At 57.8% G+C, this 16,336-nt stretch carries 18 protein-coding genes and 1 riboswitch; of the genes, 7 read left to right on the top strand and 11 right to left on the bottom strand.

What is annotated here, in order from left to right:
• Positions 1 to 14 precede the first annotated feature (14 nt).
• The 5 genes from CZ203_RS10130 (at position 15) to CZ203_RS10110 (ending at position 3,405) form a co-directional block, all read left to right on the top strand.
• Entirely contained in the window at positions 15 to 227 is a 213-nt protein-coding gene (locus tag CZ203_RS10130; RefSeq protein ID WP_087065978.1) for a hypothetical protein, read from the top strand.
• The gene (locus CZ203_RS10125; protein ID WP_227103246.1) at positions 224 to 592 is read left to right on the top strand and encodes a DUF2085 domain-containing protein; all 369 of its coding nucleotides are present in this window, start codon (positions 224 to 226) and stop codon (positions 590 to 592) included. Before CZ203_RS10130 ends, CZ203_RS10125 begins: the two co-directional genes overlap by 4 nt.
• A 181-nt stretch (positions 593 to 773) precedes the next feature.
• Positions 774 to 1,232, top strand: coding sequence for a MarR family winged helix-turn-helix transcriptional regulator (locus CZ203_RS10120; RefSeq protein WP_087065977.1), 459 nt, complete (start codon positions 774 to 776; stop codon positions 1,230 to 1,232).
• Entirely contained in the window at positions 1,219 to 2,658 is a 1,440-nt protein-coding gene (locus CZ203_RS10115) for an MATE family efflux transporter (protein ID WP_087065976.1), read from the top strand. The genes CZ203_RS10120 and CZ203_RS10115 overlap by 14 nt, the downstream gene beginning before the upstream one ends.
• A 213-nt stretch (positions 2,659 to 2,871) precedes the next feature.
• Positions 2,872 to 3,405 (top strand): hypothetical protein, encoded by a 534-nt coding sequence (locus CZ203_RS10110; RefSeq protein ID WP_087065975.1) that lies wholly within the window; start codon positions 2,872 to 2,874, stop codon positions 3,403 to 3,405.
• 59 nt (positions 3,406 to 3,464) lie between these two features.
• Here the strand turns inward: CZ203_RS10110 and CZ203_RS10105 are convergent, their stop codons facing one another.
• From CZ203_RS10105 to CZ203_RS10080, 6 genes are all read right to left on the bottom strand, one after another.
• Positions 3,465 to 4,346: an aldose 1-epimerase family protein gene (locus CZ203_RS10105; protein ID WP_087065974.1), complete on the bottom strand. Its 882-nt coding sequence runs from the start codon at positions 4,344 to 4,346 to the stop codon at positions 3,465 to 3,467.
• A gap of 20 nt (positions 4,347 to 4,366) precedes the next feature.
• Positions 4,367 to 5,362, bottom strand: a complete 996-nt coding sequence (locus tag CZ203_RS10100) for a helix-turn-helix transcriptional regulator (protein WP_087065973.1) — start codon at positions 5,360 to 5,362, stop codon at positions 4,367 to 4,369.
• A gap of 3 nt (positions 5,363 to 5,365) precedes the next feature.
• Positions 5,366 to 5,872, bottom strand: coding sequence for an O-acetyl-ADP-ribose deacetylase (locus CZ203_RS10095; RefSeq protein ID WP_087065972.1), 507 nt, complete (start codon positions 5,870 to 5,872; stop codon positions 5,366 to 5,368).
• A 129-nt stretch (positions 5,873 to 6,001) separates the two neighbouring features.
• Entirely contained in the window at positions 6,002 to 6,934 is a 933-nt protein-coding gene (cysK, locus tag CZ203_RS10090; RefSeq protein WP_087065971.1) for a cysteine synthase A, read from the bottom strand.
• Between the two features lie 13 nt (positions 6,935 to 6,947).
• Positions 6,948 to 8,246, bottom strand: a complete 1,299-nt coding sequence (locus CZ203_RS10085; protein WP_087065970.1) for an O-acetylhomoserine aminocarboxypropyltransferase/cysteine synthase family protein — start codon at positions 8,244 to 8,246, stop codon at positions 6,948 to 6,950.
• Between the two features lie 247 nt (positions 8,247 to 8,493).
• Positions 8,494 to 9,705, bottom strand: coding sequence for an AI-2E family transporter (locus CZ203_RS10080; protein WP_087065969.1), 1,212 nt, complete (start codon positions 9,703 to 9,705; stop codon positions 8,494 to 8,496).
• Positions 9,706 to 9,882: 177 nt separating this feature from the next.
• Between CZ203_RS10080 and CZ203_RS10075 the strand changes: the two genes are divergently transcribed.
• Positions 9,883 to 10,956 carry a 6-phosphofructokinase gene (locus CZ203_RS10075; RefSeq protein WP_200809470.1) on the top strand — a complete coding sequence of 358 codons (1,074 nt, stop codon included), beginning with the start codon at positions 9,883 to 9,885 and terminating at the stop codon, positions 10,954 to 10,956.
• Positions 10,957 to 11,000: 44 nt separating this feature from the next.
• On the opposite strand, the gene CZ203_RS10070 is transcribed toward CZ203_RS10075, so the two are convergent.
• The 5 genes from CZ203_RS10070 to ribD form a co-directional block, all read right to left on the bottom strand.
• Positions 11,001 to 11,666: a hypothetical protein gene (locus CZ203_RS10070; protein WP_087065967.1), complete on the bottom strand. Its 666-nt coding sequence runs from the start codon at positions 11,664 to 11,666 to the stop codon at positions 11,001 to 11,003.
• A 136-nt stretch (positions 11,667 to 11,802) separates the two neighbouring features.
• Positions 11,803 to 12,264: a 6,7-dimethyl-8-ribityllumazine synthase gene (gene ribH, locus CZ203_RS10065; protein ID WP_087065966.1), complete on the bottom strand. Its 462-nt coding sequence runs from the start codon at positions 12,262 to 12,264 to the stop codon at positions 11,803 to 11,805.
• Between the two features lie 28 nt (positions 12,265 to 12,292).
• Complete coding sequence (locus tag CZ203_RS10060) at positions 12,293 to 13,498, bottom strand: bifunctional 3,4-dihydroxy-2-butanone-4-phosphate synthase/GTP cyclohydrolase II (RefSeq protein ID WP_087065965.1); 1,206 nt, start codon at positions 13,496 to 13,498, stop codon at positions 12,293 to 12,295.
• A gap of 18 nt (positions 13,499 to 13,516) precedes the next feature.
• Positions 13,517 to 14,161 (bottom strand): riboflavin synthase, encoded by a 645-nt coding sequence (locus CZ203_RS10055; RefSeq protein ID WP_087065964.1) that lies wholly within the window; start codon positions 14,159 to 14,161, stop codon positions 13,517 to 13,519.
• A complete protein-coding gene (gene ribD / locus CZ203_RS10050) occupies positions 14,161 to 15,240 on the bottom strand; it encodes a bifunctional diaminohydroxyphosphoribosylaminopyrimidine deaminase/5-amino-6-(5-phosphoribosylamino)uracil reductase RibD (RefSeq protein WP_087065963.1) in 1,080 nt (359 codons plus the stop codon). Before ribD ends, CZ203_RS10055 begins: the two co-directional genes overlap by 1 nt.
• A gap of 140 nt (positions 15,241 to 15,380) precedes the next feature.
• Positions 15,381 to 15,506, bottom strand: a riboswitch (FMN riboswitch).
• Positions 15,507 to 15,804: 298 nt separating this feature from the next.
• Between ribD and nrdR the strand changes: the two genes are divergently transcribed.
• Complete coding sequence (gene nrdR, locus CZ203_RS10045) at positions 15,805 to 16,260, top strand: transcriptional regulator NrdR (protein WP_087065962.1); 456 nt, start codon at positions 15,805 to 15,807, stop codon at positions 16,258 to 16,260.
• Positions 16,261 to 16,336 lie beyond the last annotated feature (76 nt).

Below are 16,336 nucleotides of genomic sequence, written 5' to 3'. Positions count from 1 at the left end.
TTGGAGGATAAACTATGAAATGTCCAAGATGCGGCGCAGACGCCTGCCAGATCGTCACCGAGACCTCTTCACACTATAAGGGCTACGGCGCGGGGAAAGGCTGCCTCGGCTACCTGTGCTTCGGCCCCCTCGGCTTGCTTTGCGGCATGTGCGGCATGGGGGAAGGCCGCACGCGCAGCAAGACCTATTGGATCTGCCACAATTGCGGCAACAAGTTCCAGGCATGACGGCGCAAAAGCTTTGGCTGCTGGCCATGCGCGCGGGCGCGGCCTGCGGCTGCCATCAGCGCTATGAACGCAGCTTCCGCTTCCGCGGCTATCAGTTCCCGCTTTGTGCGCGCTGCACCGGGATTGCCCTCGGGCAGTTGCTGGCGCTTGCGCGTCCGGCCGCGAAATCCCTTCCCAAATCGTTGATGGGCTGCCTGCTCCTCCTCACCCCAACAGCGGTGGACGGGCTGACCCAGGCTGCGGGTCTGCAGGCCTCCACCAACCGGCGCCGGCTATGGACTGGCATCCTGGCAGGCCTTGGTTATGTGCAAGCGCTGCGCATCCTGTTACAGCGGATTTTTTCAAAAAAGGGCAAAGCATCGTAACCCTAAAATGGGATGGCTGGGCTTACCACCATCCCATTTTTGTTGCAATTGCTGAAAATATATTGCTATTTTTCAGATATTATTTCATGCTATTCTCAAAAACCTCTTCTTTTTTAGTTGCGCGGCCAATCAATTTATGTTATGATAATTGAGCACTCAACCATTGAAGGGAGGGATGGACATGAACCAACTATCCTATACCAAGTCCGCTTCCATTATCCACCGCCAGACCAACCGCTTTTACGACCGCGCGCTCGCCTCGTTCCACGTCGGATGCGGCCAGCAATTTTTTTTGGCAAAAATCTACGAGCATAACGGCATCAGCATGTACGACCTGGCAAAAACGGGGCATTTTGATAAAGGCACCGTGACCAAAGCCGTGCAAAAGCTGGAAGAACTCGGCTATATCCAAAGCTGCGCGGACGGCGACGACCGCCGCATCCGCCGTCTTTACACCACGCCCGCCGCGGAACCCGTGATCCAAACGCTGCGGCAGAGCAAGCAGCGCTGGGACCGTGTGCTGACCGAATCCCTCTCACCGGAAGAAGCCGCCGAGCTTTTGCGCCTTATGACGAAAATGGCGGAAAATGCCTATCACTACATCGAAAAAGGAGTATCTGAAAGCAATGCCAACCCATGAAACAACCATACAGAACCCACTTGGATATAAGCCGATTGGCATGCTGCTCGCATCGTTTGCCATCCCGTCGATTATCGCCTGCCTTGTCAATTCGATCTATAACATCGTCGATCAGATTTTTATCGGGCAGGGCGTAGGCTACCTGGGCAACGCCGCGACAACCGTTGCCTTCCCGATCGTCACGATCCTGATGGCTTTTGCCACTATGGTCGGTTCCGGCGGTAGCGCCTACGCGGCCATTAAGCTCGGGCAGGGCGAGGATGGCGAAGCCCGCCTGACGCTCAATAACCTCCTTGTGTTATCGGCGGCGATCGGCGTTGTATGCGCGGTGCTGGGGCTTGTTTTCCTCGAACCCGTGCTGCGTCTGTTCGGCGCGACCGACCTTGTGATGCCCTTTGCCAAGGACTATACCTCGATCATCCTGATCGGCTCCCCGTTCAGCGTCATCAGCGTCGCGCTTTCCAATATGGCGCGTACCGACGGCGCGCCGCGCCTATCCATGTACGGCATCCTGATCGGCGCCGCCCTGAACACGGTGCTTGACCCGATTTATATTTTCGTACTGCACTGGGGCGTGAAGGGCGCCGCAGTCGCGACGATTACCTCCCAGATCCTATCCTCCCTCATTATGGTGGTATACTTTGCACGCAAAACCAAAAAGCAAAAGAGCCATATGCGTTTTTCCCGCCAGGCCATGAAGCCGGTCGGCCGTGTAATGGGCAAAATCGTCGTACTTGGCGTGTCATCGGGCATCACCTCCGGCGTCGCATGCATCATGCAGGTCGTCATGAACAATTCCCTGGTATATTACGGGAACCAGAGCCCGGTTGGCGGCGAAATCGCCCTCAGCGCAATGGGTATCGTCATGAAGCTTGCCATGATCCTCGGCTCTGTGGCAATCGGCATCGGCGTCGGTTCGCAGCCGATCCTTGGCTTTAACCTCGGCGCGGAAAAGTATGAACGGATCCGCAAGACTTACAAAACCGCCGCCATCTCCGCGACGGTCGCCATCATCATCTGCTGGGCGTTCTGCCAGCTCTTCCCGCAATTTGTCGTGCAGATTTTCGGCGCGGATAACGAGCAGTTCACGGCGTTCGCAATCAAGTGCCTCAAGATCTATCTGTTCGGCATCTTCTGCGCCGGGTTCCAGATCGTGTCCACCAACTACTTCCAGGCTACCGGGCAGCCGCTCAAGGCGTCCATCCTTTCCATGCTGCGCCAGCTGTTGCTGCTCATCCCGCTGCTGCTGATCCTGCCCCGCTTCTTCGGGCTGGACGGCATCCTCTTTGCCGGCCCGGCTGCCGATATCGGTTCCGCGATTATCGTATTCCTGTTTATCGTACCCGAAATGAAAAAGCTGAACCGCCGCATCCAGGAATCGCACGATGGGCCTTCTCATCCGGATATGTCCGCCACGACCGTTTAACCCCCGGTTTAAAACACCATAAAAAGCCACGGGAGCCTGCGCTGCATCCCGTGGCTTTTTTGTGTCCCTGCACATATAAATAATTTTAGCTTCCCTCGTACCCGCCGCAGGCACGCCGCATAAAATAAAGCATCAGGCTATCCGGCGCTAACCATCAAAATACATAAGAGCCTTTGCTTCTTATGAATTTCATCTTTTGGGAGGTTCTCTTTTATGGAACGTAATCTTGCCGAAGCGGTTGCCCTGTCCGATCTGACTGCCGCACATACCCCTGCCCTGACAGACGGCCAGGCCGCCTCGTCCTGCCCCTGCCGCCAGGGCGCTGCTTCTACCTCCGTAACGATGGCAAGCTGCCGCGCAACGCCTGCCGATGTTTTCTTTGATTACTGCGAAGACATCAAATGCGCTAACATTGGCGACGCCATCATTGAAAGCCAGGGGCGTATCCTCGACGTGACGGCGACCCTGCGCAACGTCTGCCCCGGCAAGCGCGTGGCAGTCGGCATCACGCTGATGGAGGTCGACCCCAACGGCACATCCCATCCCCGCGGGATCAAGACCCTTCTTGTCCCCGCACAGGGCGGGATGGCCTGTGTCGACGTGCAGCTCCCCTCCGCCCGCTTTATCCTGCCGGAGGAAGACAGCGCCACAATCCCGCACTCCAACAGCACCTGCTCAAACCAGCGGCACTTTACCGTCCGTGTTGACGCGCACTATGCGGATGTGACCGGCGTACCCTGCTCATAATGCATCTATCGCATAGCAAAAGCCCCTCCCGCAAAAGCGGAGGGGGCTTTTTTCATGTTTTAAACTTCAAACGCCATCCGGTAGGCCAAGGTCTCCTGCTGTCCCGCCGCAAGTTGCCGCACGCCCACTTTATGTTCCAACGCGCTGTCCAGGTAAGCGCCGTCGGGCAGGGCGCTCCAAGGCTCGATGCAGACATATCCCGGCTCTTCCACACCCGGTTTGCTCCAAATGCCCATATAGCCAAACCCTTCAAACGCTACCGTGACACGGCTGCTGTTCTTGTCGCTGCCCAATACCAGCGTTTTGCAGGTGAGGTCGTCAAGAATCAGCGCGTCGCCGTCAAACAGGCCGGGCGTCAGGTACAGCTTGCCGTCTGTGAGCGGCAAGCAGCCCTTCTTTTCCGTCAGGAATACGTTTTCATCCGTTTGGATCGGGTGGATTTCCGTCATCCCCGGGAACAGGATATAGGAATCCCGCATACGCTCGCCTTCCGTTAGCGCAATGCAATAGCCTTCGTGCCCGCCGAGTTCATAATACAGCGGCTTTTCAGAGCGGTTCCACACGGTATGCGCCTTGACAAGCGTATCCCCTTCCAGCCGGTACTCGACCGACAGCGTAAACCGGAACGGATAGTGCGCCAGCGTCTCCGCCGTTTCCGTCAGTTCCAGCACAAGGCGCTCCTGCTCATGCACCGTCGCCCGGAATTCATTATCGCGCGCAAAGCCGTGCTGTGAAATCTGATACGGTTTGCCGCCCAAGGTGTAGCCGCCGCCTTTCAAGCGTCCCACAATCGGGAACAGCATCGGCGCATGGCGTTTCCAGACCGCCGGGTCAGCCGTCCACAGCCGTTCCTGGCCGGAAGCGTCCCGCACGCTGGACGGCTCTGCGCCAAAGCTATTGATCTCAACCTTCAAAAACTGGTTTTCCAGTGTATAAAACATGTCTGTCCTGCCTTTCTTGACTACCTACCTTTTAATACCTGCTGCAAATAGGCGCGGTATTGATCCGCCACCGCCTTCGGTTCGGCAATCTGTACCCCCGCGCCAAGCCCGCAAAGCCAGCCGAACAGCTGCGGGCTGACCGCAACCTCTACCTGCATCCGGAAATGGGCCTCGTCTTCCGGCAGCAGCATCATATCTCCGCCAAACCTGTCGTGCATCACGCCGGCCAAGCGGTTCTCGCAGCGCAGGACGACCGTTTCCACGGCGCCGCCGAACATGCCAAACAGGTGCTTTGCATATTGCCCGACGTCCTGCCGTTCAAACTGCTCCTTGCCCTGCCGCGCCGCATCGAGTATCCCGATTTGTTCCATCTTATCCACGCGGTAATGGCGGATCGCCGCGGCCATGGGGTCGTATGCGACCAAATAATAGTTTTCGCTGTTCCAGACAAGCGCCCAGGGGCTGGCCGTATATTGCGCGCCATCACGCCGGAATTGCTTTTTTACCTGCAAATCCGGCGTAATCGTCCATTCAAAATACCGGAAACAGATTTGCTTCCCCTGCGCAATCGCGCTGTGTATGCGGTCGATATTGTAGTAAATGCTCTCATTCATGGTTTTGATGCGCCCGCTGACATAAACCTGGCGCTGGAGCGCCCTTGCCTGGTACGAGCTTGCAAGCCGCTCCACCTTATTGATTAGGGCATGGGATTTCCGGTGCGTGATAAAGCGGGAGGACTGCACCGCGTCCACCAATAGTTTCAGCTCAGGCTGTTCAAACATGCGGTTGGCAAGATAATAGCCGCCGCCGCGCCCGCCCTGACGCTCAATATCGAAGCCGCATTGGCACAGCGCCTCAATATCCGTGTAAATGCTTTTGCGCTCCGCTTGGATACCGTATTCTTCCAGGCATTCGATGAGTTCATCAGCGCTTAAAACATGCGCTTCGTCCGTGCGCTCGTGCAGGATCTGCGCGAGGCGCAACACCTTCTGCTTTTGGTTTTGCTTCCGTGGCATTGTTTACAGCTTCTCCGCCGCATGCTCATAAGCCGCCTGGGTGACGCGGTCAAAGCACACCATGATAATATCGCGGGGCACAAGGTTTTCCTTGAGGAAACGGCGGATTTCCCGCACGGCAATTTCCGCGGCCTGGTCGAGCGGGTAATTATATACCCCCGTGCTGATCGACGGGAACGCGACGGTCTCGCAGTTATGATCGCGTGCAAGCAGCAGGCTGTTATGGTAACAGGAAGCAAGCAAGGCCGCTTCCCCGCGGATGCCGCCCCGCCATACCGGCCCCGGCGTGTGGATGACATACTTTGCCGGCAGCCGGTACGCCTTTGTAATCTTTGCCTCGCCGGTCTTGCACCCGCCGAGCTGCTTGCATTCCGCCAGCAGCCCGGGGCCTGCTGCGCGGTGGATCGCGCCGTCCACCCCGCCGCCGCCGAGCAGGCTCTCATTCGCCGCGTTTACGATTGCGTCTGCCTTTACCTGTGTAATATCGCCCAGCATAATTGAAAATCCCATTTTAACGCCTCCTGCCGTCCGTTCGTCCTGTCATCCAATTTGTTCCTACTGCTATTGTACCTGCGACGCCCCCGCAAGTCAATACGATAAACAAAAAGGCCGTCTTATCAGACGGCCTTTTTGTGCGAATTAGTCAGTAAACATGTGTGTGGACAAATAGCGCTCCCCTGTGTCGGGCAGCAGTGCGACGATCCGCTTGCCTTCGTTGCCGGGGCGCTTTGCGACTTCCATCGCCGCCCATACGGCCGCGCCGGAGGAAATGCCGACAAGCAGCCCTTCCGCGCGCGCGATCGCGCGGCCGGCCTGGAACGCCTCGTCGTTCCCGACCGTAATAATCTCATCATAAACCGCGGTATCCAGCGTATCCGGGACAAAGCCCGCGCCGATCCCCTGCAGCTTATGAGGGCCGGGCTTGCCGCCGGACAGCACCGGCGAACCGGACGGCTCCACGGCAATGATACGGACGTCAGGGTTCTTTTCCTTGAGGTATTTGCCCACGCCGGAAACCGTGCCGCCCGTGCCGACGCCCGCCACGAAATAATCGACCTTGCCGTCGGTATCCGCCCAAATCTCGGGGCCGGTCGTGGCATAGTGCGCCGCGGGGTTTGCAGGGTTTACAAACTGGCCGGGGATAAACGCATGCGGGATTTCCTTGGCAAGGGCTGCAGCCTTATCGATCGCGCCCTGCATCCCCTTTGCGCCGTCCGTAAGCACCAGTTCCGCGCCATACGCCTTGAGCAGGTTGCGGCGTTCTACGCTCATGGTCTCCGGCATGGTCAAGATGATCCGGTATCCATGTGCCGCGGCCACCGCGGCCAGGCCGATCCCGGTGTTGCCGCTGGTCGGCTCGATGATCACCGAACCGGGGACGAGCAGCCCCTTGGCCTCCGCATCCTCTACCATTGCCTTGGCGATCCGGTCCTTTGCCGACCCCGCCGGATTAAAATACTCCAGCTTAGCAAGGATGTGGGCGTTGAGGCCGTGGGTACGCTCAAAATTTACAAGCTCGAGCAGCGGCGTACCGCCGATCAAATCTGTTACGCTACGTGCAATTTTTTCCATAATAAAGGCTCCTTTATGGGTTTTTAACCGCCCGGAATGCGGTATCAAGGTCAAGTAGGATATCGTCGATATGCTCCGTGCCGATCGACAGCCGGATGGTGTTCGGCCGGATCCCCGCAGACGCGAGTTCCTCCGCATTGAGCTGCGCATGGGTCGTCGAAGCCGGGTGGATGACAAGCGACTTGACGTCCGCCACATTTGCCAGCAGCGAAAAGATCTCCAGATGGTCGATAAACGCGCGCGCTTCCTGTTCCCCACCCTTGATTTCAAAGGTAAAGATAGAGGCGCCGCCCTGCAGGAAATACTTTTTGTACAGCGCATGGTAAGGGTTCCCCGGCAGCGAAGGATGGTTTACACGCTCTACCAGCGGATGGTTCTGTAAATATTCTACCACCCTTTCCGCATTTTGTACATGGCGCTCCACCCGCAGGGACAGCGTTTCCAGCCCCTGCAAGAACAGGAACGCGTGGAGCGGCGCAACCGACGCGCCGGTGTCGCGCAGCAGGATCGCCCGGATGCGGGTGACAAAGGCCGCCGCCCCGGCCGCCTTGGCAAAGCTAACACCGTGATAGCTGGGATCGGGGTCGGTCAGGCCGGGGAATTTGCCCGAAGCCTCCCAATCGAACTTGCCGCTTTCCACGATTACGCCGCCGAGCGCCGTACCGTGCCCGCCGATAAACTTGGTGGCAGAGTGTACAACAATGTCCGCGCCGTATTCGATCGGCCGCAGGAGGTACGGGGTTGCGAAGGTGTTGTCCACGACCAGCGGGATGCCGTGCCGGTGGGCAACCTCGGCAACCTTTTCGATGTCGATCAGGCTTGCGTTGGGGTTGCCGATCGATTCGATATAGACCGCGCGGGTATTGTCCTGGATTGCGCGCTCAAACGCGCCCTCCTCGTCCGGGTCGACAAAGGTCGTTGCAATGCCGTATTCCGGCAGCGTATGGGCGAACAGGTTATGCGTGCCGCCATAGAGCGTACGCGCGGCGACGATATGCTGCCCGGCCTTTGCAAGGTTCAGCACCGCGTAGGTGATCGCTGCGGCGCCGGACGCCACCGCCAGCGCCGCGGAACCGCCCTCCAGCGCCGCAATACGCTTTTCAAAAGCCTCCTGCGTGGGGTTGGTCAGGCGGCCGTAAATGTTGCCCGCATCGTTCAGGCTGAACCGTGCCGCGGCATGCGCGCTGTTTTCAAATACATAGGATGTGGTCTGGTAAATCGGTACGGCGCGTGCGCCTGTTACCGGATCGGGCTGCTCCTGGCCGACATGGAGCTGGAGGGTCTCAAAATGATAATTCCTATTGTTCTGCATAATAATGTCCTTCTTTCTGTGTTGTCTGATTTAAAATGAATCTTTCCCTTTTAGCGACAACACATTCGGCTGCCCTCCCGCTTGCCACGTACAATCGTATCCATCTTTGCAGCCTCCTTCCAAACTCCTTATTTCATATTTGTTTAGTATGGATTTATTATACCATGCCACACGGTTTTGTCAATCGGTCAATTCTGACAAAAAGGCGTGGAAACCGGAAGGGATTCCCACGCCTTTTGCCAAATACCTATTCTTTTGCGCCTGTCTTGCCCTTTGGCGGTTTTTGCGGGCTGTCCCCCCACTTTTCCGGCGGGACGCCCCGCGCCCGCAGGCGGTTGTTGGTCGCCGTCCGGATCAAGGTATAGAGCACCGAAAAGACCGGGATACAGATAATCATGCCCACGATGCCCATTGTGCTGCCGCCGACGGTCACCGCCACCAACACCCAAAGCGAGGGGAGCCCCACTGAATTGCCGACCACATGCGGGTAAATGAGGTTGCCCTCCACCTGCTGCAGCACCAGGAACAGGATAATGAACCACAGCGCCTGCATCGGGTTTTCAATCAGGATCAGGAATGCGCCGACGAAGCATCCGATAAACGCGCCGAAAATCGGGATCAGCGCCGTCAGCGCGATCAAGGCGCCGACCAGCAATGCATATGGGAAATGCAGCACCGACATACTGATAAAAAACATCAGCCCGAGGATGACCGCCTCCGTACATTGCCCGGTGATAAAGTTCGCGAAGGTCTGCTGGGAAAGGGTGCAGATCGATAGGAACCCGTCCGCCTTCGGCGAGGGCAGCACGGCATACAGGAGCTTTTTGACCTGGCGGCCAAGCTTTTCCTTTTGCAGCAGCACATAGAGCGCGAAAAACATACCGAGGAAGAAGTTTACGATCGCCCCGATGATCGAAGACGCCATGTTAAAGGTGGAACCCAGCATGTCACCCGCACCGTTGCGGAGGAAATCCCATGCGGTCTGGCCGACCATGCCCCAATCGATGGTATCCCAGTCAAACTGCAGGTTGGAAAGCTGCCCCGACAGCGCTGGGAACTGGGCTTCCAGTTCTGAAATCCAGCCCTGTACCTTAAGGAAGAAATCTGGCATGCGGTTGCTCAGCAGCCCGATGGAACGCGCAATCTGCGGGGCGACCAGCAGCACCACCACGACGACCAGCCCCAGTACGAGCGCGATCGCCAGCACCAGGCTGACCGGCCGTTTGCACTTGCGCGCCCAGGCTTCCCGGCGTTTCCCAAACAGGCTGCGCTCGATAAAGGCCATGGGCACATTCAGGATAAACGCGATACACCCGCCCAGGATAAAGGGGGAAACCAGCGCGAAAAAGCCGGATATGACGCCGGTCACTTTCTGGAAATTTTCCAGCCCTACAAACAGCAGTACCGCAAAGGCAATCAGTAATGCAATTTTTTTCATATTGTTTCGGTTTAAATCCATAAGTCTCCCCTGCAAATCAGAACTTTTCTATCTATTGGGTATACGAAGCATTATACCACACAAAACCTGTAAATACAGCCAGCCATGATCAAATTTTTGTTTTTTATGTTACCGTTGTTTTTTTCCACCATTTAGATTATACTGAGATTAAGAAATGAGAAAACGGAGGAATGCATTATGAAGATCGGTATGCTCACCAGTGGCGGCGATTGCCAAGGGCTGAATGCCGCGCTCCGCGGCGTCGCCAAATCCCTCTATAATGAATTCGGGAAAGACGTCACCATTTATGGCTTTTCCGACGGGTACCGCGGCCTGATCGAGGGCAATTATAAGGAAATGCAGCCCCGCGACTTCTCCGATATCCTGACGCTCGGCGGCACGATCCTCGGCACGTCCCGCGAGTCTTTTAAGGCAATGCAGATCCCGCTGGAGGACGGTACGACCAAGCTCGACCGTATGCTGAAGACCTACCGCGACATGGGGCTCGACGCCATGGTCATCCTCGGCGGCAACGGCACGCATAAAACGGCCAACCTGCTGTCGGAAAACGGCGTGAACGTCGTCACCCTGCCCAAGACCATTGATAACGACCTTTGGGGCACGGAAATGACCTTCGGCTTCCAAAGCGCGGTTGATATCGCGACCAACGTCATCGATTCCATCCATTCCACGGCGTTTTCCCACAGCCGCGTGTTTATTGTCGAGGTCATGGGGCATAAGGCCGGCTGGCTGACCCTGCACGCCGGCATTGCCAGCGGCGCGGATATTATCATTATCCCGGAAATCCCCTACAATGTCCAGCACATCGTCGACGCGATCGAGAAGCGGAGCCAGTCCGGGAAACGGTTCTCCATCCTCGCTGTTGCCGAGGGCGCGATTTCCAAGGCCGAAGCCAAGATGTCCAAAAAAGAATTCCGCATTGCCCGCGAAAATATGAAGCAGCCCTCGATCTCCTACCGCCTGGCGGACGAAATCCACGCCATCAGCGGCCAGGAAATCCGCGTCACAATCCCTGGCCATTTCCAGCGCGGCGGCAGCCCCTGCGCCTACGACCGCCTGCTGTCCAGCCGGTTCGGCACCGCGGCGGCGCGCCTGATCCGCGAAAAGAAGTTCGGCAACATGGTCGCCCTGCAAAACGGCAAAATCGTGCCTGTCCCGCTGAAAGACGTCGCCGGGAAGCTCAAAAGCGTCCCGCCGGATTGCGAGATTATCCGCTCCGCGCGCGACCTCGGCCTGTCGATGGGCGATTGACCCCCTTTTAAGTACCGCGAGCCGCCCCAACCGGGGCGGCTTTTTTATGGGCGCGGCTCAATATTTTCCTTATAAAATGTTTCAAAAAGCGACATCATCAGCTCTTTTTTGCCGTGCTTTAAATAGCGGTAACAGAAGTAGGCCGTGATGAAGCCGCCAATTGTGCATACGATCATGTCCTGCATGGTATCGTTGACGCCGGTCGTCGCAACGAGCTGTGGATCCGGGCCAAACTGGCTGAGCGTATATTCATAAATCTCCCACAGCACGGCGCTCGACATGGCGAACATCGCGGCAAACATGGAGACTACCGGCGCGTCCGACGCCTCCTTCCGCCGCCCCGGCTTGTAGTAATAATAGACCAGCATCCCAGCCACGGCAAACAGGAAGCCCGAGGCGCAGTGCAAGATCTTGTCCAGGTGCGGCACCATATCGTAGCCGCCCAGCACGCTCGCAAACGTGACCGCGACAAAGGCAAATACGATAAAAATGATATCGAACAGGTAGACCGGCCGCAGCTTAAAAACCTTATAGATCAGTTTGGGCACGGCAGGCAGCAAAAGCCCGGCTACCGCCATCAACACCAAATAAACCTGCGCCCCATGCGTCAGCACATAGCCCAGTGCAGCAGCCGTACCTACAAAATAGAGCGCCAGGATGGCAAGGTACGCCTTGCGTATATTCTGCTGCCCTTTATCTATGATTTGCATATCCTCCGACCTCTCCTTTTCAATACATAGGTCAAGTGTATCGCAGCAGCCTGTCCACGTCAACCGGGTTTTCGCAAATCTTAAGAAAGAAAAAGGGGCCGTTTTACGACCCCTTTTGACATATCCCGTTTGTATGTTAGAGCTGGCGCAGCAGATTGGCCATTTCGATGGCGGTGCAGGCCGCATCATAACCCTTGTTCCCCGCCTTGGTGCCCGCACGCTCGATGGCCTGCTCGATGGTATCGGTCGTCACAACGCCGAAAACCGTCGGTATGCCGGTTTCCAGGCCGACCGCCGCAACGCCCTTGGATACCTCGTTGCACACATAGTCGTAATGGGAGGTGGAGCCGCGGATCACCGCGCCGAGGCACAGCACCGCATCGTACTTGCCCGAGGCGGCGAGCTTTTTTGCGACCAGCGGGATCTCAAACGCGCCCGGCACCCAGGCCAGCGCGATATCCTCATCCTCCACGCCGTGGCGGTGCAGCGCGTCCTGCGCGCCGCCGACCAGCTTGCTCACGATAAATTCATTAAAGCGGGCGGCGACGATCGCATATTTGCCCTTGCCCGCTACCAGTTTGCCTTCATACAGCTTCATAAAATAATCCTCCTAAAACCTTATGTTTTTATTTGTACTGCGTCATATGATCCATTTTGGCCTGCTTTGTTTTGAGGTAAAACGCATCGTAGGGATTCGCCGCGATCTGGATGGGGACGCGGTCGACCACCTCGATGCCGTAGCCGGAAAGCCCCACGATTTTGGTCGGGTTGTTCGTCATCAGGCGCAGCTTGTGCACGCCGAGGTCGCTCAGGATTTGCGCGCCGATGCCGTAATCCCGCAGGTCGGGCGGGAAGCCGAGCGCGACGTTCGCCTCCACCGTATCCATGCCCTGATCCTGGAGCTCGTAGGCTTTCAGCTTGTTGATCAGCCCGATGCCGCGGCCTTCCTGCCGCATATAAACGAGCACGCCGCGGCCTTCCCGCGCAATCATCTTCATTGCGGCGTCGTACTGCTCGCCGCAGTCGCAGCGCGCGGAGCCGAGCGCATCGCCGGTCAGGCATTCGGAATGCACGCGCCCGAGCACCGGCTCGCCGTTCCCCACGTCGCCCATCGTCATGGCGACATGGTGCTCGCCGTTGAGCTTATTGACATAGCCGTAAATCTGAAACTTGCCATAGCGTGTCGGGAAATTCGCACAGGCCACGCGCTCCACCAGCGTCTCCGCGCGGCGGCGGTATGCGATGATGTCCGCAAGCGTGATGAGGGTCAGGCTGTGCTGCTGCGCAAAGGCCTTTAGCTCCGTCGTGCGCATCATCGTGCCGTCCTCCCGCATGATTTCACAGCATAGGCCGCACTCCTGCAACCCGGCAAGGCGGCACAGGTCGACCGTGGCCTCGGTATGGCCGGAGCGCTTGAGCACGCCGCCCTCCACCGCACGCAGGGGGAACATGTGCCCCGGCCGGCGGAAATCCGACGCTTTGGCGCCTTCCGCCACCGTCATGCGGGCGGTAAAGCCGCGCTCCTCCGCGGAAATCCCGGTCGTCGTATCGCGGTGGTCGATGGAGACCGTAAAGGCGGTCTCATGGTTGTCCGTGTTGTTCTCCACCATCTGGGAAAGTTCCAGGCGGCCGGCCAGCGCGCCCGACATCGGCATGCAGATCAAGCCTTTGCCGTATGTCGCCATAAAGTTGACGTTTTCCGTGGTGGCAAATTCCGAGGCGCAGATGATATCGCCTTCGTTTTCCCGCTCCGGGTCGTCGATTACCAGGATGTTCTTTCCGTTTCTCAGGTCTTCGAGCGCCTGCTCAACGGTTCCAAATACGTTATCCATTCCAATTGCTCCTTTTCATTAAAAGCCATGTTCCGCTAAAAAATCCATCGTGAGGCCGGCTTTTTGCAGCGGTTCCGACGGCTGCAGCAGCTTTTGCACATATTTTCCAATCACGTCGCATTCAAGGTTGACCGGGTCGCCCGGCCGTTTGCCCAGCAGCGTTGTCTCCGCCCCTGTATGCGGGATCACCGACACCTGGAACCCTTGCCCGTCGACCGCCGCAACCGTCAGGCTGATGCCGTCAATGGCAACCGAGCCCTTTTCCACGATATAGCGCAGCAGCGCTGGCGCGGCCTGCACCGTCACCCAGACCGCATTGTCCTCGCGCCGCAACCCCGCGACCGTGCCCGTGCCGTCGATGTGCCCGGATACGATATGCCCGCCGAAGCGCCCGTCCGCCGGCATCGCGCGTTCCAGGTTGACCCCGCTCCCCGGCTTCAGTTGCCCCAGCGCGGAACGGCGCAGCGTTTCCGCCATGACGTCCGCGGCAAAGGCCTGCTTTTCCATATCGGTGACTGTAAGGCACACGCCGTTTGTGGCGATGCTGTCACCGATTTTCGTGCCATCCAGCACGGTATGCGCCGTGACCCAAAGCCGCGCGCCCGCCGCGCCGCGTTCGATCCGCGCGATGCGGCCTACCTCTTCAATAATCCCTGTAAACATCAGAGCGTCCCCTCCAGCAGGAAATCCCCGCCCAGCGGCGTGACCGTCAAATCCGTGACCGGCACGGCCTGCGCCATGCGGTCGAACCCGCGGCCGCCCAGCGGCGTTTTTGCCGCCGCGCCGCCGATCAGCTTCGGCGCGACATAGGCCTGTACCTTGTGCACGATCCCGGCCTCCAGCGCCGCAAAATGCAGCCCTGCGCCGCCTTCGAGCAAAATGCTGTCAATCCCCATCTGTCCGAGTTTTGCTATTAAATCGTTTAAATCGACCCGGCCTTCCGCGGCGTTACACAGGAGTATTTCCGCGCCTGCCTGTTCCAACGCCGCCGCATTTTCGCCGCGCTCCACCGCCGCCAGGATCGTGCGCGTCTGCCCCGCGGTGCGGATCAGGCTGCTGCCCGGCGGCGTGCGTAAACGGCTGTCACAGACGATGCGCACAGGGTTCCGACCGCCCTCCATCCGGCAGGTCAGCAACGGGTCATCCGCCAGCACAGTGCCAACCCCCACCATGATCGCCGACAGGCGGTTGCGCATCCGGTGCACATGGGCGCGCGCCGCCTCGCCGGTCACCCAGCGGCTGTCCCCCGTGTGCGCCGCGATTTTCCCGTCCAGCGTCATGGCGTATTTCATGACGACAAAAGGCGTTTGATGCGTAATGTAATGGAAAAACGCCTCGTTCAGCGCGCGGCATTCCGCTTCGAGCACGCCGGTCTCCACCTCTACGCCGCGCCCCTGTAAAATCGAGGCTCCACGCCCCGCCACCAGCGGGTTCGCGTCTAAGCACCCGACCACAACCCGGGCAATCCGGTGCTCCAAGATGGCCTCTGTACAGGGTGGCGTTTTCCCCCAGTGGCAGCAGGGTTCCAAGGTCACATAGAGCGTCGCGCCCGCCGCGTCTTCCGTGCAGTTTTGAAGCGCATTGCGCTCGGCATGCAGCCCGCCGTACTGTTCGTGCCAGCCTTCGCCGATGACGCGCCCGCCTTTTACAACCACGCAGCCGACCATCGGGTTCGGGCTGACCCGCCCTTCCCCGCGCGCCGCCAGCGACAGCGCCCGGCGCATATATTCCTGATCTTCCATTGTTTCACCTCGCTAAATAGAAAAAGCGCCCCGGAATACATCCCCGGGGCGCGCTGCACTTTACGCGTGCAATAAAAAATCCTGAAATACCAAAGTATTTCAGGACAAAATACGCAAAATAAGCGTGAAACCGCCTTTTACGTGTTCTTCTTCCATCCAGACTATACTGTCGGCCTCGGAGTTTCACCGAATCTGCTGCAATGCTTGCGCATCCGCTCGCGGGCTATACCGCCGGTAGGGAATTCCACCCTGCCCTGAAGAATGCCGTATTCTGTTTTCGTCTATGAGTATACTGCATCGCGGGGCGGTTTGCAAGTGCTTTTTTCAAAAACTGCAAAATAGCCCGGCGCCATATCTTGCAAAAACAGGTATCCCCGATCTGTTTTTCCACACAAGATGCGTTTTCTATGTCCTATCTCCCCTATATATGGCGCACACCCCATAGGTTGTACCGGTAGGCAGGGACAGTAAATGTGTCCGCCAGCATTTTAACACTTTCATTTCTCCATGGGAAATGTTACAATAAAAGAAAAATGCAACTCCAAAGAAGAGAGATGATTTTATATGAAATGCCCATTTTGCAATTTCCCGGACAGCAAGGTCGTGGACTCCCGTCCAACGGACGAGGGGACCAGTATCCGCCGCCGCCGCGAGTGCCTGCGCTGCCTGAAACGTTTTACCACCTATGAGACGGTCGAGCACCTCCCCATGATGCTGATCAAGCGTGACGGCACGCGCCAGCCTTACAACCGCCAAAAGCTGCTCGCCGGCGTGATGAAGGCGTGTGAAAAGCGCCCGGTGTCCCAGGCGCGTCTGGAGCAGCTTGTAGACGACGTGGAGCAAAAGCTGTTCGGCACGTTGGAATACGAAGTGTCCTCCAAGGCCATCGGCGAACTTGTCATGGAGCAGCTCAAGGAGATCGACGAGGTGGCATACGTCAGGTTCGCCTCGGTTTACCGGCAATTCAAGGACATCAACACTTTTATGGAAGAACTCTCCAGCATGATCCGTGAAAAGTGATCCATCTGCATTTCCAAAGTTTTAAAGCCCCCGGGTAGGATCCCGGGGGCTTTTTGCCGCTTCCTTTTGCTCATCT

It is taken from the genome of Intestinibacillus massiliensis, assembly GCF_900155735.1.
GTDB classification, from domain to species: Bacteria; Bacillota; Clostridia; order Oscillospirales; family Butyricicoccaceae; genus Intestinibacillus; species Intestinibacillus massiliensis.
The sequence above is the reverse complement of the archived record's forward strand: the minus strand, read 5'-3'. Positions and strand labels throughout refer to the sequence as shown.

Coding starts and splice junctions, on each gene's coding strand:
- CZ203_RS10125 (WP_227103246.1), top strand. CDS start 224: ATGACGGCGCAAAAGCTTTGGCTGCTGGCCATGCGCGCGGGCGCGGCC.
- CZ203_RS10075 (WP_200809470.1), top strand. CDS start 9,883: ATGAAGATCGGTATGCTCACCAGTGGCGGCGATTGCCAAGGGCTGAAT.
- ribD (WP_087065963.1), bottom strand. CDS start 15,240: ATGGAAGATCAGGAATATATGCGCCGGGCGCTGTCGCTGGCGGCGCGC.
- ribH (WP_087065966.1), bottom strand. CDS start 12,264: ATGAAGCTGTATGAAGGCAAACTGGTAGCGGGCAAGGGCAAATATGCG.
- CZ203_RS10080 (WP_087065969.1), bottom strand. CDS start 9,705: ATGGATTTAAACCGAAACAATATGAAAAAAATTGCATTACTGATTGCC.
- CZ203_RS10095 (WP_087065972.1), bottom strand. CDS start 5,872: ATGGGATTTTCAATTATGCTGGGCGATATTACACAGGTAAAGGCAGAC.
- CZ203_RS10130 (WP_087065978.1), top strand. CDS start 15: ATGAAATGTCCAAGATGCGGCGCAGACGCCTGCCAGATCGTCACCGAG.
- CZ203_RS10055 (WP_087065964.1), bottom strand. CDS start 14,161: ATGTTTACAGGGATTATTGAAGAGGTAGGCCGCATCGCGCGGATCGAA.
- CZ203_RS10105 (WP_087065974.1), bottom strand. CDS start 4,346: ATGTTTTATACACTGGAAAACCAGTTTTTGAAGGTTGAGATCAATAGC.
- CZ203_RS10060 (WP_087065965.1), bottom strand. CDS start 13,498: ATGGATAACGTATTTGGAACCGTTGAGCAGGCGCTCGAAGACCTGAGA.
- CZ203_RS10100 (WP_087065973.1), bottom strand. CDS start 5,362: ATGCCACGGAAGCAAAACCAAAAGCAGAAGGTGTTGCGCCTCGCGCAG.
- nrdR (WP_087065962.1), top strand. CDS start 15,805: ATGAAATGCCCATTTTGCAATTTCCCGGACAGCAAGGTCGTGGACTCC.
- CZ203_RS10085 (WP_087065970.1), bottom strand. CDS start 8,246: ATGCAGAACAATAGGAATTATCATTTTGAGACCCTCCAGCTCCATGTC.
- CZ203_RS10110 (WP_087065975.1), top strand. CDS start 2,872: ATGGAACGTAATCTTGCCGAAGCGGTTGCCCTGTCCGATCTGACTGCC.
- CZ203_RS10115 (WP_087065976.1), top strand. CDS start 1,219: ATGCCAACCCATGAAACAACCATACAGAACCCACTTGGATATAAGCCG.
- CZ203_RS10070 (WP_087065967.1), bottom strand. CDS start 11,666: ATGCAAATCATAGATAAAGGGCAGCAGAATATACGCAAGGCGTACCTT.
- CZ203_RS10120 (WP_087065977.1), top strand. CDS start 774: ATGAACCAACTATCCTATACCAAGTCCGCTTCCATTATCCACCGCCAG.
- cysK (WP_087065971.1), bottom strand. CDS start 6,934: ATGGAAAAAATTGCACGTAGCGTAACAGATTTGATCGGCGGTACGCCG.